At 56.3% G+C, this 17,931-nt stretch carries 21 protein-coding genes; 7 read left to right on the forward strand and 14 right to left on the reverse strand.

Going from position 1 to position 17,931, the window contains the following annotated elements:
- The first annotated feature begins 6 nt into the window (after positions 1–6).
- On the forward strand, positions 7–897 hold the full coding sequence (locus IQ241_RS09100; protein ID WP_193906242.1) for a DMT family transporter: 891 nt from the start codon (positions 7–9) through the stop codon (positions 895–897).
- Positions 898–901: 4 nt separating this feature from the next.
- Here IQ241_RS09100 and mltA read toward each other — a convergent pair whose 3' ends face one another.
- A complete protein-coding gene (gene mltA, locus IQ241_RS09105; RefSeq protein ID WP_193906363.1) occupies positions 902–2,056 on the reverse strand; it encodes a murein transglycosylase A in 1,155 nt (384 codons plus the stop codon).
- 32 nt (positions 2,057–2,088) lie between these two features.
- Complete coding sequence (locus IQ241_RS09110) at positions 2,089–2,343, reverse strand: hypothetical protein (protein ID WP_193906245.1); 255 nt, start codon at positions 2,341–2,343, stop codon at positions 2,089–2,091.
- Between the two features lie 333 nt (positions 2,344–2,676).
- On the opposite strand from IQ241_RS09110, the gene IQ241_RS25955 reads away from it, so the two are divergent.
- Together IQ241_RS25955 and IQ241_RS09115 are read left to right on the forward strand one after the other, a co-directional pair.
- Entirely contained in the window at positions 2,677–2,799 is a 123-nt protein-coding gene (locus IQ241_RS25955; protein ID WP_265579883.1) for a hypothetical protein, read from the forward strand.
- A 161-nt stretch (positions 2,800–2,960) separates the two neighbouring features.
- Entirely contained in the window at positions 2,961–3,371 is a 411-nt protein-coding gene (locus IQ241_RS09115) for a hypothetical protein (protein ID WP_193906247.1), read from the forward strand.
- Positions 3,372–3,591: 220 nt separating this feature from the next.
- Here the strand turns inward: IQ241_RS09115 and IQ241_RS09120 are convergent, their stop codons facing one another.
- Genes IQ241_RS09120 through IQ241_RS09130 form a run of 3 tightly spaced genes read right to left on the reverse strand, consistent with a single transcriptional unit; the run spans position 3,592 to position 4,483 of the window.
- Positions 3,592–4,014 carry a DUF6188 family protein gene (locus IQ241_RS09120; protein WP_228021524.1) on the reverse strand — a complete coding sequence of 141 codons (423 nt, stop codon included), beginning with the start codon at positions 4,012–4,014 and terminating at the stop codon, positions 3,592–3,594.
- Between the two features lie 29 nt (positions 4,015–4,043).
- Positions 4,044–4,262, reverse strand: coding sequence for a type II toxin-antitoxin system HicB family antitoxin (locus IQ241_RS09125; protein WP_193906251.1), 219 nt, complete (start codon positions 4,260–4,262; stop codon positions 4,044–4,046).
- Complete coding sequence (locus IQ241_RS09130) at positions 4,259–4,483, reverse strand: type II toxin-antitoxin system HicA family toxin (RefSeq protein WP_193906365.1); 225 nt, start codon at positions 4,481–4,483, stop codon at positions 4,259–4,261. Before IQ241_RS09130 ends, IQ241_RS09125 begins: the two co-directional genes overlap by 4 nt.
- A 374-nt stretch (positions 4,484–4,857) precedes the next feature.
- Between IQ241_RS09130 and IQ241_RS09135 the strand changes: the two genes are divergently transcribed.
- A complete protein-coding gene (locus tag IQ241_RS09135; RefSeq protein ID WP_228021527.1) occupies positions 4,858–5,616 on the forward strand; it encodes a COP23 domain-containing protein in 759 nt (252 codons plus the stop codon).
- 78 nt (positions 5,617–5,694) lie between these two features.
- Here the strand turns inward: IQ241_RS09135 and IQ241_RS09140 are convergent, their stop codons facing one another.
- The 9 genes from IQ241_RS09140 to IQ241_RS09180 all read right to left on the reverse strand — a co-directional run bounded on the left by IQ241_RS09140 (position 5,695) and on the right by IQ241_RS09180 (position 13,244).
- Positions 5,695–6,642: a F0F1 ATP synthase subunit gamma gene (locus IQ241_RS09140; protein WP_193906253.1), complete on the reverse strand. Its 948-nt coding sequence runs from the start codon at positions 6,640–6,642 to the stop codon at positions 5,695–5,697.
- A 68-nt stretch (positions 6,643–6,710) separates the two neighbouring features.
- Positions 6,711–8,228 (reverse strand): F0F1 ATP synthase subunit alpha, encoded by a 1,518-nt coding sequence (gene atpA, locus IQ241_RS09145; protein ID WP_193906255.1) that lies wholly within the window; start codon positions 8,226–8,228, stop codon positions 6,711–6,713.
- A gap of 68 nt (positions 8,229–8,296) precedes the next feature.
- Entirely contained in the window at positions 8,297–8,857 is a 561-nt protein-coding gene (gene atpH, locus IQ241_RS09150; protein ID WP_193906257.1) for an ATP synthase F1 subunit delta, read from the reverse strand.
- On the reverse strand, positions 8,857–9,402 hold the full coding sequence (locus tag IQ241_RS09155; RefSeq protein ID WP_193906369.1) for a F0F1 ATP synthase subunit B: 546 nt from the start codon (positions 9,400–9,402) through the stop codon (positions 8,857–8,859). The genes atpH and IQ241_RS09155 overlap by 1 nt, the downstream gene beginning before the upstream one ends.
- A 93-nt stretch (positions 9,403–9,495) precedes the next feature.
- Positions 9,496–9,987 carry a F0F1 ATP synthase subunit B' gene (locus tag IQ241_RS09160; protein ID WP_193906259.1) on the reverse strand — a complete coding sequence of 164 codons (492 nt, stop codon included), beginning with the start codon at positions 9,985–9,987 and terminating at the stop codon, positions 9,496–9,498.
- 170 nt (positions 9,988–10,157) lie between these two features.
- Positions 10,158–10,403: an ATP synthase F0 subunit C gene (atpE, locus tag IQ241_RS09165; RefSeq protein WP_193906261.1), complete on the reverse strand. Its 246-nt coding sequence runs from the start codon at positions 10,401–10,403 to the stop codon at positions 10,158–10,160.
- A gap of 140 nt (positions 10,404–10,543) precedes the next feature.
- Complete coding sequence (gene atpB, locus IQ241_RS09170; protein ID WP_193906263.1) at positions 10,544–11,293, reverse strand: F0F1 ATP synthase subunit A; 750 nt, start codon at positions 11,291–11,293, stop codon at positions 10,544–10,546.
- Between the two features lie 107 nt (positions 11,294–11,400).
- Positions 11,401–11,838 (reverse strand): ATP synthase subunit I, encoded by a 438-nt coding sequence (locus tag IQ241_RS09175; protein WP_322743611.1) that lies wholly within the window; start codon positions 11,836–11,838, stop codon positions 11,401–11,403.
- A gap of 179 nt (positions 11,839–12,017) precedes the next feature.
- Complete coding sequence (locus IQ241_RS09180; protein WP_193906267.1) at positions 12,018–13,244, reverse strand: class I SAM-dependent methyltransferase; 1,227 nt, start codon at positions 13,242–13,244, stop codon at positions 12,018–12,020.
- A gap of 407 nt (positions 13,245–13,651) precedes the next feature.
- Between IQ241_RS09180 and IQ241_RS09185 the strand changes: the two genes are divergently transcribed.
- From IQ241_RS09185 to apcB, 3 genes are all read left to right on the forward strand, one after another.
- A complete protein-coding gene (locus IQ241_RS09185; RefSeq protein ID WP_193906269.1) occupies positions 13,652–16,402 on the forward strand; it encodes a phycobilisome rod-core linker polypeptide in 2,751 nt (916 codons plus the stop codon).
- Positions 16,403–16,794: 392 nt separating this feature from the next.
- Entirely contained in the window at positions 16,795–17,280 is a 486-nt protein-coding gene (gene apcA / locus IQ241_RS09190; RefSeq protein WP_193906271.1) for an allophycocyanin subunit alpha, read from the forward strand.
- A 59-nt stretch (positions 17,281–17,339) separates the two neighbouring features.
- A complete protein-coding gene (gene apcB / locus IQ241_RS09195; protein WP_193906273.1) occupies positions 17,340–17,825 on the forward strand; it encodes an allophycocyanin subunit beta in 486 nt (161 codons plus the stop codon).
- Positions 17,826–17,931 lie beyond the last annotated feature (106 nt).

The following is a 17,931-nucleotide window of genomic DNA, read 5'->3' on the forward strand; positions in this document are numbered from 1 at the left end:
GCGCATATGGAGCTAATCAATTTTAGGGGCGAAATTGCCGCGCTGGGAGCGGCTTTTTTGTGGGCGGTCTCGACGCTGATGTTTGGCCGTCTGGGTAAGCAGCTGGTCCCGCTGCTGCTAAATTTTGTCAAGGGCAGCATGGCGCTGGGGTTTATCCTGCTGACGCTGCTTTGGCGAACTCAGTCAGCTCCAGAGCTTCCCCTGTTCTCAGTCCTATTTTTACTGCTCAGCGGCGTTATTGGCATTGGCCTGGGCGATACGGCTTACTTCGCTGCCCTCAACCATCTCGGTCCTCGCCGGGTTTTGCTGATGGAGGCCCTGGCCCCGCCGATGTCGGCGCTGCTGGCGCTGCTGTTTTTGCAGGAGCGCCTACCGGCGATTGCCTGGGTCGGGATTACGCTGTCGGTGGGCGGCGTTGCCTGGGTAATTACCGAGCGTGTTCCAGACGTACATCCCCAAGGAGAAAATCTGCCGCGCGGCGTTACGCTGGGGCTGCTAGCCGCGCTGGGTCAGGCGGTGGGCGCAGTGCTTTCAAGGGCGGCCCTGGCGGATACGGCGGTTGACCCGCTGTGGAGCACGCTGCTGCGGCTGGGAGCCGGGCTGGTCTGTATGCTGGCGCTGCTGCGGGCTCGGCCCCAGGCCGGTGGTGGCTGGCCCGCGCTGCGATCGCCCCTGCTGCTAGGCGGCGTTGCGATCGCGGCTTTCCTCGGTACCTACCTAGCCATCTGGCTGCAGCAGACCGCGCTGAAATATTCGCCCACCGGCATTGCCCAGTCGCTAACGGCAACCAGCCCGCTGTTTATCCTGCCGATGGCACTGCTCTTGGGTGAACGGATTAGCGCTAGGGCAGTACTGGGGGCGCTGGTCGCGATCGCGGGCGTGTGGCTGCTGCTTTGAGAGATTATTCCTTCAGCAGCAGATAGTACAGCTCACCGGTATGGTTGATCAGCCCGGCCTGTTCACCTGCCTCAACGCCCGTACCAATAAACAGATCGACCCGCCCCGGCCCGCGAATCGCGCCGCCCGTATCCTGGTCCAATACAAAGCGGCTAATGCGTTCAGTTTTCCAGCTGCCGTCCGGCTGGCGCTGGGGGAGAGGCAGCGTAACCAGCGCTAGGGCACCCGGCGGCATCATTGATTTGTCAGTAGCGATGGAGCGGCCCGCTGTGACCGGGAAGCCCAGGCTGCCAATAGCAGGCGAGCCACCGGTCTCGCGAAAGAAGACGAAGCGTCGATTGCGAGGGAGGTACTCGTCCAGGGCCTGGGGATTTTCTTCAAAGTAGGCCATGAGGAGCGGTAGGGAAAGCTCGTCCTCGGCAAAGACGCCATCGTCGATTAGCGCCCGACCCACGCTGCTGTAGTCGTAGTTGGTGCGCCCAGCATAGCCTACCGATAGGGTGGTGCCGTCGGTTAGCTGCAGCCGAGCCGAGCCCTGCACCTGGACTAGAAAAGCTTCTAAACGGCTGCGCAGCCAGACCAGCTCTAATCCTTTCAGCGGCCCCTGACTGCCCTGAAGGCCGTCTGGCCCCTCTAGGTCAGCCCGGGTGGGGTGGGGGTCGGGCCAATCGGCTAAGTCAGCCGGGGCGCGGTAGAGGGGATAGCGAAATTCTTCGGTCGGGACGCGACTGGCGGCATAGGTCGGCTCAAAGTAGCCCGTAAAAATCACTGCGCCGTCGCCGTCCTGACCGACCGAGCGATAAAACTCAAACTCCCGGCTGACGGCCCGCTGCAAGACCTCGGGCGAACGAATCAGCAGCACCAGCTGGCGAAACCGCTCCAGGCTGCGCTGGACGCGGCGATGGGTGATGCCAGAAATGGCATAGTCCTGATAGGCGGTGACCGAACCCGGCGTTCGCATATAGGCCAGGCTTTGGTTCACCGCGTCAATTAGGGTCTGTCGGGAGTTGCCCTGGCTGAGCAAGCTATCCGCTAGCGGCGTCTCTGGTGCGGTGGGAACCAGAACCGGCTGGGGAGCTTCCAGCGCGATCGCGCCAAAACCGCTCAGCAGCAGGGCCACAGCCAGGCCGAGCAGACTCAGGATGAAATTTTTGAAAATACGCAAGGGGGAATGTCTGAACGCTAACAGAGCTAGTATCGCTCGACACTGGAACTAAAGACAGGCTCCACCCGAATCGCGATCAGCCGACTGGGACGGACGACCATATATTCTCCCGCGTTGACCTTGGGAATGGGTACGTTGACAAAGTCATTAGAGCTGGCCTTGGGCAGCAGGTCGCTGCTGTACCATTTCTGAAAATCCTGGATGGTTGTAAACCGCACTTCTTGGTGGTGTCCGCCCTCCAAAAGCATGTGGACGAGGTATTCGCTAGGAGTTCTTGGCATGTTAAGTCAGGATTAGGGTTTAGCAGCCCTAGTATGGGTTGGCAAGCCCGAAAACTTTCATCTCTGGGGTGATTTTTTAGATTATTTTCGTAGGAACCCAAAAGCTGAGCGCCTTTTTTCCACCGGCTGAGTCAGGCTACCAGCAAACACCAGTCAACGAAGAAACCGGACTAGCGGCAGCCAGCTTGGAGCAGGATGGCAAGCAGCTCGCTATTCTCAGTATTTTAGACACCGCGATCGCGCCTTCAGAAGCAGGCAAATATCGTCACAGCAGCAATCTTAGTTCAGGGATATCCGGCCATTGAGCAGGGCGAGACGGTCACGGGCGTCCTGGTGAGCGATCGCGGCCAGGTCACCGTACGCAGCCTCGACAGCAGCTTTGACCAGCGAGATCGCGAAGCCTGGATTGAGAAATTTGACCTGCTCGGCCTGGCAAAGCTAGTTCAGACAGAGTAGTTTTGCGTTTTTTGGATTGACCAGCGTAGGAATAGCAGCGCTCTCAGCTTTCTCAGAAAGCCCTTAAGCCAGCCTCAGTTTGGCATCAGTCGAGGCTCAGATGGGTGTCGCATTCTTGTAAGTAATGAAGTTCATCATTCACTCACAAGGAGCTTACTCACATGAAACGCAATCTCTTTGCCGCCCTGGCCCTTTCCGCTGCTGTTCTAACCGTTGCCCCTAATGCCCAAGCTGCCGAAGCCAGCTCTTTCCAGGAAAGCCGCTTCGAAGTCCTCGATCGCGGCGGTGCCAAAGCCGTTGATAACATTCAAGCGACTCGGCTAGAGCATTTGGACAACCAGTCCAAGGCCGTCAGCGATATTCAGGCGACTCGCCTGGAACATCTGGACAATCAGTCCAAGGCCGTCGATAACATCCAAGCGACTCGGTTGGAGTTTCTGGATAATCAGTCCAAAGCTGTTGAGAACCTACAGGCAACCCGGCTAAGCGAGCTCGATCGCCGCGACAAAGGAGAAGTTCAAAAGCTGCGGCTAGAGCATCTCGACAACCAGTCTAAGACCAACTCAATTTAGTCAGCTCAACATCGCTAAATAAGTCATAGGCCATCAGGGCGCTGGGTATCTTGCCCAATGCCCTGATGGCCTACCAAGCTGGGTCAGTCCGAAATCTCTGTCATTGCCAATAGGGATTTTTTGTCTTGAGGGTGCGATCGCGTCTCCCCCAGCGTAGCCAGTAATTGTCGTCTAACCCAACGGTTTCGCCAATACTGAAATACAGGTTATTTTGCGGTGTCTAATCGTTAGCCATAGGGCTCCCAAAGTAAGCCAGGTCTCCGCCACCTAAGGCGCTAAAAAACATGTCAGCTTTCAACACTTCCCAAGCTTCGTATCCCGACGAGTCAGGAATCACTTGCAGAACATGCCCCGTGTCAAATTGCAGCTCAAGGTCGAGCGTTTGGTCTCGTAGCATCACTAGCTCGATTGCTCTATGACCAATACGGCTATTCAACTCTGCTGCCGCATCTATCGATGCGGGCAGACCAAACCATTGGCCATCATCCTGGCTGGCAAAGCGGATGCGACCCGCTTCGAGTAAGCGCCAAAGGCACGAAACAAGAAGCTGAGCCTGCCCATCAAACGTGAAAACCCAGTCATGCTCACGGTGCAGCACTAATTCCAATTGATGCTTTGCAAGCCAATCCAGAGAATCCATCATGTAACTTTGCGATTTTGCTCATGGGCTCGTCAGGCAATTTGCAGTGTTTTGGGCTCAGGGATGGGTTGGCCTTCTAATTTCCAAGCCTCTATATACATCTCGATCACTTCTTCGCCGTTCCGAATAGCTTCTTCACGAGTCTCGCCATGAGTACAGGGCATCACAACAAGATCGGCAAACTCTGGTATCGTGACTAGGAAAAGCCGATCTTCTTCAGACCACTGGATAGACATACTATAACGATTCACAAACTTTCATCCTCTTCTAAGTTTTTTAGCTCAGAAAGTAACTTTGCCAGCTGCTTTTCCAAGTAAATGGGTACATCATTTCCATCCTTGCCTGAGATAGTCATCGTTTTATTGAGGAGAGGATGACGCCAGCGTTCATGACTTCCTTTTCCTCTCTTTGGTAGACAAATAAACCCCTGCTGTGAAAGCTGGGCCTTCAACTCTCGAATTTTTCTAGGCATGAACTTTATGAAACGTTCTACCTTATTTTTAGAGGTTACCAATGCTTAGTGAGTACGAGCTTGATTAAGCTGGGAGCATGTCACCTTTGAGCCCTCACCCTAAATCCCTCTCCCTGAGGAGAGGGACTTTGAGCTTCACTCAGCTTCCCGGCTAAGTTCCGGCTCCCCTTCTGCCCGGGGATAAGGGGCTGGGGGATGAGGGCTTTGCTCTTCTCGGAGAGTGGGCTGTACAGCAAACCTGACATGCTTCCGATTAAGTTCGCGAAATAGTAAAGACTATTGGCAAACTGGCATAGGGCTGGGACTGATAAAATTTTAGCTCGCTAAGCTAGAACTGAATAGCTTTTGACGACGTTCGTTGGGGAAGAGGAAAGATGCGCGAAAAAGGCTTTGACTCATGGGGCTCAGTTCGCAAACTGAGTCAGGCTGCCGTTCTAGGGGGTACGCTGGCGGCCCTGCTATGGCCGATGCCGATCGGCGCTCAGACGACGGACTCTGAAGAGCTACCCGATCTGGAAGAGGAAGTAATCGGAACACCGTCCGAAGCGGTTTCCCTGCCGGAGGATTCTCGCTTTGAGTGCCAGCTGAATAATCGCGAATTCACCGTCATGTATCTGCCCGAGAGCCAGCCCGACCAGGCCTATCCCTGGGCTCAGCCCGGCGAGATGGGCGGCGGCTGGACTGCGGAGCGGCGCTGCTACGAAATTAGCGATCGCTTAGAGCGCTACCGACCCGAAGGACTGCTAGATCTGCGGACGGGCATGGAAAACGGCTATGACATCGTCTGCGTCACGACGGAGGAAAACCCCAACAGCTGCCAGATCGTCTTTACCGTGCCGCAGGGGCAAAATCCGGTGGTGACTCGCGATCGCGTCTTTGAAAACCTCACCCTGGCCGACAGCGGCACCGATACGACTTCGGTGAATACCTTTACCGGCAACGGATCGGAACTCCTCAGCCAGATTGGTCAGGTACTGGGAGGACTGCCGCTACCGGGTAATAGACCCCAGAGCCGTTCCAACGGTATCAACCTAAAGCCCTATCTCGATGCTGCGGACGGCGGCACTGGTGAATACCTGCGCCGTCCCGCCGCTCAGCCGGGCCAGCGGCTAAACCCAGATAGCTTCCGCTAGGTTGAAGTCCCAAGTCAGCAAAAAGGCGAGGCTACAGCCTCGCCTTTTTTATTTGAACCAACTTGCCAGAAGCAGACCTTATCCCAGCGCTTCCGCACCGCCGACGATTTCTAGAATCTCCTGGGTAATTGCCGCTTGCCGGGCCTTATTGTAGGTCAGCGTCAGCGACTTCACCAGCTCGGTGGCGTTGTCGCTAGCGGCATTCATCGCCGTCATCCGCGCCGCCAGTTCGCTGGCTGCCGCTTCCTGCAGGGCCCGCAGAATTTGGTTATTCAAATAGAGGGGAAGCAGCGCATCGAGAATCTGCACCGGGTCCTGCTCGAAGATCATGTCCTGGGGGAAGGAGCGCGTCTCGGCGGTGACCTTTGAGCGCTCTACTTCAAACTGGCCGCCTCGAGTCGTCAGCCGGAAAATCTCATCGTCCTGGGCTTCAAACCCCTGGGGGTCGAGCGGTAGTAGCGTCTGAACTACGGGACGGGAGCTGATCAGCGAAACAAACTTGGTGTAGACCAGCTCCACCCGGTCTACCGACTCGGATAGGAACAGCGACAGCAGCTCATCCGCAATCTCGGCGGCCTCAGCCGCCGTCGGCACCTGCTCTAGGCCAGAATACTTGGCATCGATCGGCTGATTGCGCCGCTGGAAGTACTGGATCGACTTGCGGCCCACCAGCACATACTTAAAGTTAATCCCTTCTTTGGTCAGCTCGTTGGCCCGCGCCTCGGCCCGGCGGATAACGGTGGTATTGTAGCCGCCGCAGAGACCGCGATCGCCAGAAATCACGACCAGTCCAACATTCTCCACCTCGCGCTGCTCCAGCAGCGGCAGGTCGGCATCCTCAAACCGCAGTCGGCCCTGGAGGCCATAGAGCACCTGGGCCAGCCGGTCGGCAAAGGGGCGGGTGGCATTCACCTGCTCCTGGGCGCGGCGGACCTTAGCCGCCGCCACCAGCCGCATGGCTTCGGTAATTTTTCGCGTATTCTTGACCGACTGGATGCGATCGCGAATAGATTTTAGATTCGCCATATTGTTTTCTCAGCAGGCTGCGGCCCGTTCTAGACTCATGCTGAACCAGCCGCCAGCCGCCTGTCCTCCTAAGCCGCAGCCATCATCGACTGCTTGGTTTCCTTGATCGCCGCTTCCAGCAGCTCCTTCGCCGGGTCGGTCAGCACCTTTTCGGACTGAATGATCTTGACGTATTCCTGCTTGCTGGTATTGATATAGCCACAGAGCTCGGTGACGAACTTAGCGACCTTATCCACCGGGATATCGTCCAGGAAGCCGTTAATACCGGCGTAGATAATCGCCACCTGCTCCGGCAGAGAGCGCGGCGAGAACTGGGGCTGCTTGAGAATTTCGCGCAGCCGCTCCCCCCGGGCCAGCTGGGCTTGGGTGGCCGGGTCGAGGTCGGAGGCAAACTGGGCAAAGGCCTGGAGCTCGTCGAACTGGGCCAGCTCCAGCTTTACCTTACCAGCGACTTTCTTAATTGCCTTGGTCTGGGCAGCCGAGCCCACCCGCGAGACCGAAATACCCGCGTTGATCGCCGGGCGCAGACCGGAGTTAAACAGGTCAGACGATAGGAAGATCTGGCCGTCGGTAATCGAAATCACGTTGGTCGGGATGTAGGCCGAAACGTCTCCCGCCTGGGTTTCGATGATCGGTAGAGCGGTCATACTGCCCTCGCCCAGCTCTTCGCTCAGCTTAGCCGCCCGCTCTAGCAGGCGAGAGTGTAGGTAGAACACGTCGCCGGGGTAGGCTTCGCGACCGGGCGGACGCCGCAGCAGTAGGGAAACCTGCCGGTAGGCCTGGGCCTGCTTGGTCAGGTCGTCGTAGATTACCAATGTATGCTTGCCCTTATACATGAAGTATTCGGCCAGGGCGGCCCCGGTATAGGGGGCTAGATACTGAAGCGGGGCCGGGTCGTTGGCGTTGGCCGCGACCACAATGGTGTACTCCATCGCGCCGCGCTCTTCTAGCACCGAGACGACCTGGGCCACCGAAGAGGCTTTCTGACCGATAGCGACGTAGACGCAGATCACGTCCTCGGATTTCTGGTTGAGGATGGTGTCGATCGCGATCGCGGTTTTCCCCGTCTGCCGGTCGCCGATAATCAGCTCGCGCTGGCCACGACCGATGGGAATCATCGCATCAATCGCGGTAATGCCGGTTTGCAGCGGTTCATAGACCGACTTGCGCTCAATAATGCCGGGCGCACCCGACTCGATCAGGCGAGTTTCAGACGTTTCGATATCGCCTTTGCCATCGAGGGGGCGAGCCAGCGAATCAACCACCCGGCCGAGCATGGCTTCTCCCACCGGGATAGAGGCAATCTTGCCGGTTGATTTGACCGAGCTGCCTTCCTGAATGGCTCGCCCGGTGCCCATTAGCACGGCCCCGACGTTGTCCTCTTCTAGGTTCAGGGCAATGCCCGCCGTACCATCTTCAAACTCCAGCAGCTCACCTGCCATCGTACTGTCAAGGCCATAAATTCGGGCAATCCCGTCGCCCACCTGGAGCACGGTCCCAACGTTGGTGGCCTTGACCTCCTGGTCATACTGCTCAATCTGCTGTCGAATAATGCTGCTAATTTCGTCAGGTCTGATGCTTACCATAGGAGTCGCTCTACTAACACCGATACAAACTACAAGTTGTGAAAATCCATGAGACTTTTGGGGCCAGATTAGCGGGCCGTAGCGCTTAGCTGAACGCCAATTCGCCGCAGCTGACCGCGTAGGCTGGCGTCGATCACCTGAGAACCCACTTGAATAATTACGCCGCCCAGCAGGTCTGGGTCAATCCGGGTCTCTAACTCTACCTGCTGAGCCGAGGTTAAAGACTTGACCTTGCGGCGGATCGTCTCTCGCTGCTGCTCAGTCAGCTCTACCGCTGAAGTAATCTCTGCCAGTACGGTCTGATTGAGCTCCCGCACCAGGGCTTGAAACTGCTTCAGAATTGGCGTTAGCAGAGAAATCCGGCCCCGGTCTACCAGCAGCAGCAGAAAGTTTTTGAGGTTCGGGTTCGGGTTTTCTCCCAGCACCTGCTGCAAGACGCCCTTTTTCGTTTCGCCCTCAATCAGAGGATTGCCCAAAAAGGCTGAAAGCTCATCCGACTGCTTGAGCAGTTCCAGCAGCTCAGCGGTGCTCTGGGCCACCGGCTCAACACTGCCATTTGACTGGGCCAGAGACAGCAGCGCCTGGGCATAGGGTTCGGCAATTTCTGACGTAACAATGCTGGTACTCATTAACGGTCTCCAATTAGGGCAATGCTCTGGTCAATCAGCTTATTCTGGATTTCGTCATTGAGGACGTCAGAGAGGCGGGTCTCAACTCGCTCCATCGCCATCGCCGATACCCGCTGCCGCAGCTCTCGCATCACCCGGTCTTCCTGAGAAGACATATCCTGCTGAGCCGCCGCCTTCATCCGCTCGACGTCTTTCGCCGCCTGCTGCAAAATCGCTTCCCGGGCGGACTTGGCGTTGGTCTCAGCCTCAGCCCGAATCTGCTTGGCCTGATTTTGGGCCTGCTGGAGCTTCTGCTGTTGCTCTGCCAGCGAGGCGGACGCTTTCTTTTGCCGAGCCTCAGCCTCTTTGATGGCAGCCTCAATTTCAGCTCGCCGCTCAGCCAGCTTTTTACCTAAGAAGCCGCGCCCAAAGTAAATAAGGACACCAATGACGATGATTAAATTGACTAGGTTGGACTCGAGCAGGTCGAAGCTAAGCCCAAATCCTTCAGACTCTGAAGCTAATTCTGGAGCGACCTCTGAGGCCAATAGCGCAAACGCTTCTATAAACACTTGTGAATACCTATACTGGCTGTACCTTGAGGCATGGCTAAGCCAACTTCCTCCGTAAACATGGGCTAGACAAGCTATTGGGCGCGGCTAGACCGCAGCGCCCAATAGCTTGTCTAGAATCTGCTGACTTAGCTGCTCTACCTGCTGCTCTAGCTGGCTCAGAGCTGCTTGCTTTTCTTCATCCAGCTGCTTTTGCGTTGCTTCGCGTTGGGCCTGGGCTTCCTGCTGGGCTTCCGAGATGCTCTGGGCCGCTTGCTTCTGAGCCTCGGCCTGGGCGTCTTCGACCACGCTGCGAGCCTGACGGCGCGTATCCGCTAGGGATTGCTCATATTCTTGGGCTAGCCGCTCTGCCTTCGCCAGTCGCTCTTGAGCATTGGCCCGGGTCGAGCGAACATAGGCGTCCCGATCGTCAATGGCCTGCCCTAAGGGCTTGTAAAATATCGCGTTGAGTAGCGCCGCTAGGATTAAAAACTGAATGGCCATTAGGGGCAGGGTTGCATCCAGGTCAAACAGACCGCCTCCTTCCTCTGCTGCCGTCTCAATCGCAAATAATATCAACCCGTTCAAACCGTTCAACATGTCCTACTTCCTCAGGCTCGCTGCGCTCTCGCAGCGAGATTGTTCTGCTTGTGATTCAACCCAGTTTTTAAGGGCCCAGTTTTTAAGGGCCCAGTTTTTAAGGGGCCAGTTTTTAAGGGGCTTCACTGGCAGATGCCGCGGGGAATCACCAGCAAAGCCCAAGATTCAAACTAGCTAAAGGGGTTGGCAAATAGCAGCACTAGGGAAACCACCAGACCGTAGATAGTCAGTGCTTCCATAAAGGCCAGACTCAGCAGCAGGGTGCCGCGAATTTTGCCTTCCGCTTCGGGCTGCCGGGCAATACCCTCAACAGCTTGGCCAGCAGCATTTCCCTGACCGATGCCAGGACCGATTGCCGCTAGACCGACCGCTAGAGCAGCCGCAATGACAGAAGCACTCGCAATAATGGGATCCATTTTTTTCCTTACCTTCTTGAACGTTAGCCAGTAGTCTTAAGCGTTAGACGCTTTTGATTGCGAGGTTGACTCGCCTCACCACAGTCGGATATTGACCGGAGTCAAATCCTCTCTGGATGGAAACCGATCGGGCGATCGGGTCATCCATGCTCTTCTGCACCATGCCCTTCCATCGCTTCGCCGATGTAGGCCGCCGCCAGGGTCGCGAAAATCAGCGCCTGAATGGCGCTGGTAAACAGACCCAGAATCATCACCGGCAGCGGCACAAACAGCGGCACTAGCAGCACGAGTACTGCCACCACCAGCTCATCCGCCAGAATGTTGCCAAACAGACGAAAGCTGAGGGAAAGCGGCTTGGTGAAATCTTCTAAAATGTTGATCGGCAGTAGAATCGGCGTGGGCTCGATATATTTGGCGAAATAGCCCAGGCCGCGCTTGCGGAAACCGGCATAAAAGTAGGCGAGCGAGGTTAGCAGGGCCAGGGCGACAGTGGTGTTAATGTCGTTAGTTGGCGCGGCCAGCTCGCTGCCGGGGATGTGAATCAGCTTCCAGGGCACCAGTGCCCCCGACCAGTTAGATACAAATATAAACAGGAACAGCGTCCCGACGAAAGGCACCCAGGGGCGATATTCCTTTTCCCCAATCTGGTTTTTGGCCAGGTCCCGAATGAACTCCAGCGCATATTCCATCAGGTTCTGCAAGCCGGAAGGAATTCGCTCTACTTTGCGGGTCGCTAGAAAGGCAACGCCAATCAGCAGGGAGGCGACAAACCAGGAGGTTAAAAATACCTGCCCATGGACTTTGAGGCCGCCGATATGCCAGTAGTAATGCTTTCCGACTTCGAGCTCGGCCAGCGGCATAAAAATCAAATTGTGCAGACTGTTTAGCATCTCCGTTCCGTTCTGGGGGTGAGTTCTGATCGCTTCTGCCTGGAGGCGCATTGAAGAAGCGCATTAAAAAAGGCGGATAACCCTGCGGTTCCACCCTTGCCTGGGCCTTACTCGGGCAAAGCAGCCGTCCAAATCGTATAGCCAATTAGAGCAGCCTTGTAGGTCAAAAATCCCAAGAAGACGGGAAGCACTTCCAGCTGCTGCCACTGGGTTGACAAGACGATAAGGCCGATGACGATGGCCAGCCTACCGCTGCTCAGCTGACTCTGCTGACGCCCCATCTCAGCCACTTTCTTTGCCAACATTCTTAAGTAAACCACACCAGTGCAGGCCCCAATCAAATAATTCAGGCCGATATGCAGTGAATAGAAATACCAAACGCAGACAAAGATAATGGCGCTAAATAAAACGGTCAGCCGCAGTAAGTTTTGCTGAAGTCGGTAATAGTCCTGCATCGCTTCCCGGTTGGGCGGCGGCAGCAGGCTAACTGACGCTGAGGACGCAGCCAAGTCTGAATTTTCGAGTGATTCTGGAGGCGCAGTCACAGCGATCGCGATTTACAGCTATAAGGGCTAAAGCATTCTCTAGCAGCCCGAGACATCGGTCTAAAGCACGATTAAGCCTTTGCATAGGGACCGTGTTAGACCTTGCTGATTGTACCATGGCAACAATACTTAATCATCCGGAATGCGCATCTAAATTCTGTGTGTCATTCATCTGTGCGTCATTGAGGGCGGGCCAAGTCGGCGGCCGGATTCAGTAAAATGAGCTGCCGGTTTTGGAGCGATCGCACTCCCGCCAGGTCTAGCCCGCACTGGGGCAGCAGCTCAGCTACGGTTTGGTCAACGGCGCGATCGCAGCTCTGCATAAAGGCAAACTCGGCGTCGCTCAGCGTCACAATCTGATAGTCATAGTTAAACAGGCTGCGACTGGGCCAGCCCTCCAGGCAGGGGTGGCGCTCGGGCCGCGCCTGTCCTAGGACATCGTCGTCGGTCCAGTCCCAGTGGCGTAAGGGCGGACGGGCCAGAAAAAACTCGTAATGGGTGATTTCAGGATCGAGCAGCTCGGTCAGCCGGTAGCGATCGCGCTCTGACAGCTGGCTGGCCCGCTGCATCAGGTTGGGATTGCTACCCAGCAGCCGGCTCAGGTCCCAGTACTGGGGATTGGAAAAGCCGATGAAGCTCAGCCCCGAAGCGTCAATCAGCTCGAACAGGGTTTCGATCGAATAGTCAATTTCCTGCGGATGCACGTACATATCGGCGAAGCACTCGTCCCGCTGATTTTCCAGCGACCAGCGCGACTGCTCCCGCTGCCGCAGCCGATTGGTCTCGGGCAGCGCCGCAAACACCTGCCGCCCGACCTGGACGCCGTCCCGATAGTCGCCTCGCTGCTCCCCTTGCAGCAGGCCGATTGCCTGCTGCATCAGCCGAATTTCCCAGCGGCCCAGGTCGGCATAGACAAAGATATGCATTAGCCCGCCCGGCGCCAGCTTGGGGGCCAGGGCCTGGATCCCCCGCACTGGGTCGGGCAGGTGGTGCAGCACGCCGACGCAGTTAATCAGGTCAAACTCGCCGGGAATCTGCTCGACATCGTAGAGGCTGAGATGGTGAAAGGTCACCCGGTCCGCGCCGGAGCGACGGCAGCGCTCCTCTGCCACCGCGATCGCGCCTGCACTCAGATCGACGCCGACGACTTCAGCCTGGGGGTTGAGATGCACCAAATACTCAGTGCCAACGCCCGTCCCACAGCCCGCGTCTAAAATTCTGACCCGATCCTGAGCGGGCTTGCGACCGGCACAAAAGCCGTAGGCAGCCTGCCAGTGCCAGCGCCAGTTGTACCCAGGCGGCGCTTTATCCAGCAGCGGCTCCGGCGGAAAGGGATAGGTGTCATAGAGGCGGGCGACGGCCTGACTGATGTTGCCAGCCCCGGCATTGGCGAAATTAGCGGACAATGGGTCCTCCCTGAATACGACCTTCAATACCTTCAATACAGCGCAGTGCGGCTGATGCTCTCCTAAGCATCTCCTATCTAGCCAGCCGGTTGAAAAAGTTTGGAAAGCTAACGTAACATAACTTATCTTTTTTCTCAGGTTTCCCGACGCCGTCCTCTATGATCGACTTGGGCTGTTTTCCTGAAGCAAGGACAGGTTTGAAACGGGTTCACGCCTAAAACCTGACACAGTTTTTAACAAATCACTGTAAAGGCCCTCAGTCGTTTTAATCTGAAGACTACAGGCCCGTAGCCTGGGCTCGTCAGCAGAGTATGTCAGCACAGGATGAATATCAGGATTGACCGCTCGACGGCTCAGATAAAAGACAAAAATTTTATGCAATTACTCAACTTGGGAGCTGAGAACTCATGACGGTGACAGCTAGTGGTGGCAGCTCTGTAGCTAAGCCACAATTCTATCAGACGCTGCCGGTAGCGACGATTGCTCAGGCCGAGCAGCAGGACCGCTACATGGAGCGGGGCGAACTCGGCGAGCTGGCCAGCTTCTTCCGGTCTGGGGCTAAGCGACTCGCGATCGCCACTGCCCTGACTCAGAATGCCGAGCTCATCGTCTCTCAGGCGGCCAACCGGATTTTTACCGGCGGCTCGCCGCTGGCCTACCTGGAAAAGCCCGAATACGACCAGGTCGCCGAGATGACCCGGGGTGGCGAACGGCTCGACGACCAGGCCGCAACCAAGCTAGGAACCGCGACCTATGTTGCCGAGGGTGGCGGCAGCGGCGTCCTGGGCAGCCTCCGCAATCTGATAGCGGGGACCGATAGCGGCCCCGTCCCGAAGAACTTTCGGCCGATTAATATTACGAGTTACGGCCCCGGCAACATGCAAAAGTCACTGCGGGATATGAGCTGGTTCCTGCGCTATCTCACCTACGCAATCGTCGCGGGCGACCCCAACATCATCGCCGTCAACGTTCGCGGGCTGCGCGAAATTATTGAAAACGCCTGCTCCACTCCAGCGACAATTGTCGCCCTGCAAACGATGCGCGCTGCTTCACTGCTCTACTTCAAGCAGGATGAGGAAGCCGACGCGATCGTTCGTCAGTACTTCGACCTGATGATTTCCGAGTTTCGCGCCCCGACCCCGTCTGACAAGCTGCGGCAGCGCCCGACGGACGACCAGCAGGGGCTACAGCTGCCCCAGATTTACTACAACGCCTCCGAGCGACGGCCCAAGTACCTGATGAAGCCCGGGCTTTCCTCTCTAGAGAAAAATCAGGTGGTCAAGGCGGCCTATCGTCAGCTGTTTGAACGCGACATCACGCGGGCCTACTCTCAGTCCATCTCTGACCTGGAGTCCAAGGTCAAAAACGGCGAGATCTCAATGAAGGAATTCATCCGCCGCTTAGCCAAGTCGCCGCTCTATCGCAAGCAATTCTACGAACCGTTCATCAACAGCCGGGCTTTAGAACTGGCCTTCCGCCACATTCTGGGTCGCGGCCCCAGCTCTCGGGAAGAGGTACAGAAGTATTTTTCGATTATTTCTGAGGGCGGACTGTCGGCGCTGGTGGATGCGCTAATCAATTCCAAGGAGTATGAAGACTATTTTGGAGAGGAGATCGTCCCCTACATTCGGGGTCTAGGCCAGGAAGCACAGGAATGCCGCAACTGGGGCGCGCAGCAGGACCTGCTCAACTACAGTGCGCCGTTCCGCAAGGTGCCGCAGTTCATCACCCTGTTCGCCTCCTACGAGCAGCCGCTGCCCGACCAGCATCCCTACGGCTCGGGGAACGATCCGCTCGAAATTCAGTTCGGCGCTATTTTCCCTAAAGAGACGCGCAATCCAACGGCTAGCCCGGCTCCGTTTAACAAGGATACGCGCCGGATCCTGATCCATCAAGGACCTGGAATCAACAATCAGCTGAGCAATCCCAGCGCCCGGGCTGAAAATCCAGGCACGCTAGGGGCTAAGGTCTTTAAGTACGTCCAAACACCCTACAGCGGTTTGCGCTCAGCCTCTCAGGCCAGCGTGAAATATTCGGAATCGTCTACTCAGGCGGTGATCAATGCCGCCTACCGGCAGGTATTTGGCCGCGATGTCTACTCGGGGCAGCGGCTGAAGGCGGCTGAAAGCCGCCTTGAAACGGGCGAAATCACCGTACGTGATTTTATCCGGCAGTTGGCCAAGTCCGAGACCTTCCGGAAAATGTACTGGACGTCGCTCTACGTCATGAAAGCAGTGGAGTATATCCACCGGCGGCTGCTGGGTCGCCCCACCTACGGGCGGCAGGAGACCAATAAATACTTCGATATCTGCTCTAAGCAGGGCTTCTATGCGCTGGTCGATGCCATTATCGATACCAAGGAGTACGAAGAGGCCTTTGGTGAAGATACGGTACCCTACGAGCGCTACCTGACGCCAGCGGGTCAGGCCCTGCGATCGCTGCGAGTTGGCAGCATTCAGGACAACGGCACTCGGGTTGAGCCTGAGATCACGCCGCGCTTTATCGAGCTGGGTTCGGTCGGCAGCAGTCGGCCTAAGCCAGAGGTCGAGCAGCGCATCCGCCAGGGCGTCAATCGTCAGCGCGAACAGACTAAGATCTTCAAGCTGACTAATCTGGCCGACAAACAGGCGCTGAAGCAGGTCATTCAGGCCACATACCGGCAGATCTTCGAGCGCGACATCGCGCCCTATATCGTGAAGAACGAATTCACCGCCCTGGAAAGCAAGCTGGGCAACGGTGAAATCAACCTGAAGGAGTTTGTCGAAGGATTGGGCAATTCCAGCCTCTACCTGAAGGAGTTCTATGCTCCCTATCCCAACACTAAGGTGATTGAGCTGGGGACAAAGCACTTTCTGGGTCGCGCCCCCCAAGACCAGGTTGAGATTCGTAAATATAATCAGATTCTGGCCTCTGAGGGCGTCCGCGGCTTCATCCGAGCCATGGTTAATAGCCCCGAGTATACGGAGTACTTTGGCGAAGATACGGTGCCCTATCGCCGCTTCCCGACGCTGCCCGCAGCCAACTTCCCCAATACCGAGCGGCTGTATAACCGACTCACTAAGCAGAGCGACAGCATTGTCGTTCCCAGCTTTGAGCCGGTGCAGTCCGATACGCCGGTTGAACAGATGCCGCTGATGGCGAACGCGGCTTCTGATTAAATACCGATATAAATACCGATTGCCCCCAAATAGCCGGCTGAGGTTTCTGAAACGACTACGGAAATCTTGGCTGGCTTTAGCCTGCAGCTCAAAATGGAAAAACTGAGGGCGGCATTAAGAAATGTTTCACAGTCCCTAAGAAGGTTATCGAAATGCCGGAAAATAGCTACTGAAGCTAGCTGAGCCTGAAAATTAGGCACACCCAGATTAGTTTTTGAACCTGCCTTGAGGGGTTAGGTCGGCTGACCGGTTGGAATCCATTCCTAAGGCTGCGGACTCAGGCCCAAGCTAGAGATCCAAAAAGACTGCTTTTTAGGGTCAGGCGGGGCTCAGCGCTTTGAAGGGAACGCCAGTTACACTCATCTGGTTATATCTTTTGGAGGAATCCATTCATGAGTATTGTCACGAAATCAATCGTGAATGCTGATGCTGAGGCACGCTACCTCAGCCCCGGCGAGTTAGACCGCATTAAGGGTTTTGTGACTTCGGGTGAGCGCCGTCTGCGCATTGCCCAGGTCCTAACCGAATCACGCGAGCGGATCGTCAAACAGGCTGGCGACCAGCTGTTTCAAAAGCGCCCCGACGTCGTTTCTCCCGGTGGCAATGCCTACGGCGAAGAAATGACAGCAACCTGCCTACGCGACATGGACTACTATCTGCGTCTGATCACCTATGGTGTCGTCGCTGGGGATGTCACCCCCATTGAAGAAATTGGTCTGGTCGGCGTTCGGGAAATGTACAACTCCTTGGGTACGCCGATTCCGGCTGTGGCTGAGGCGGTTCGCTGCATGAAGGGCGTCGCCGGTTCGATGATGTCTGGCGAAGACGCAGCAGAAGCAGCTGCTTACTTTGACTATGTCGTCGGGGCAATGCAGTAATTCTGCGGCTCGCCACTGACCCTACTCGTTTAGAGTCCATTTTTAAGGAAGCTTAAATCATGCAAGACGCAATTACCTCTGTTATCAATTCTTCGGACGTTCAGGGCAAGTACCTGGATCAGTCTTCGATGGATAAGCTCAAGGCTTATTTCCAAACCGGTGAGCTGCGCGTTCGGGCAGCAACTACCATCAGCGCCAACGCTGCTGAGATCGTCAAAGAAGCGGTTGCGAAGTCGCTGCTGTACTCTGACATCACCCGCCCCGGGGGTAACATGTACACGACCCGGCGCTATGCAGCCTGCATTCGCGACCTCGACTACTATCTACGCTATTCGACCTATGCCATGCTGGCAGGCGATCCTTCCATCCTCGATGAGCGCGTGCTCAACGGTCTGAAGGAAACCTACAACTCTTTGGGTGTACCCATCGGAGCGACCGTGCAGGCGATTCAAGCGATGAAAGAAGTCACCGCTAGTCTGGTTGGCGCTGACGCTGGTAAGGAAATGGGCGTGTATTTCGACTACATCAGCTCTGGTATCAGCTAGGCTGAGCCGCTTTGTTGAAGCTTGTTTCGGCCAGAGAGTCTGCCCTTCGTGGCTGGTTTAACGGCTTAAAATAATGCTTCACCCCCTGCGGAAGTCTGGAGTGAGT

This window comes from Vasconcelosia minhoensis LEGE 07310, from assembly GCF_015207255.1.
Lineage (GTDB): Bacteria > Cyanobacteriota > Cyanobacteriia > Phormidesmidales > Phormidesmidaceae > Vasconcelosia > Vasconcelosia minhoensis.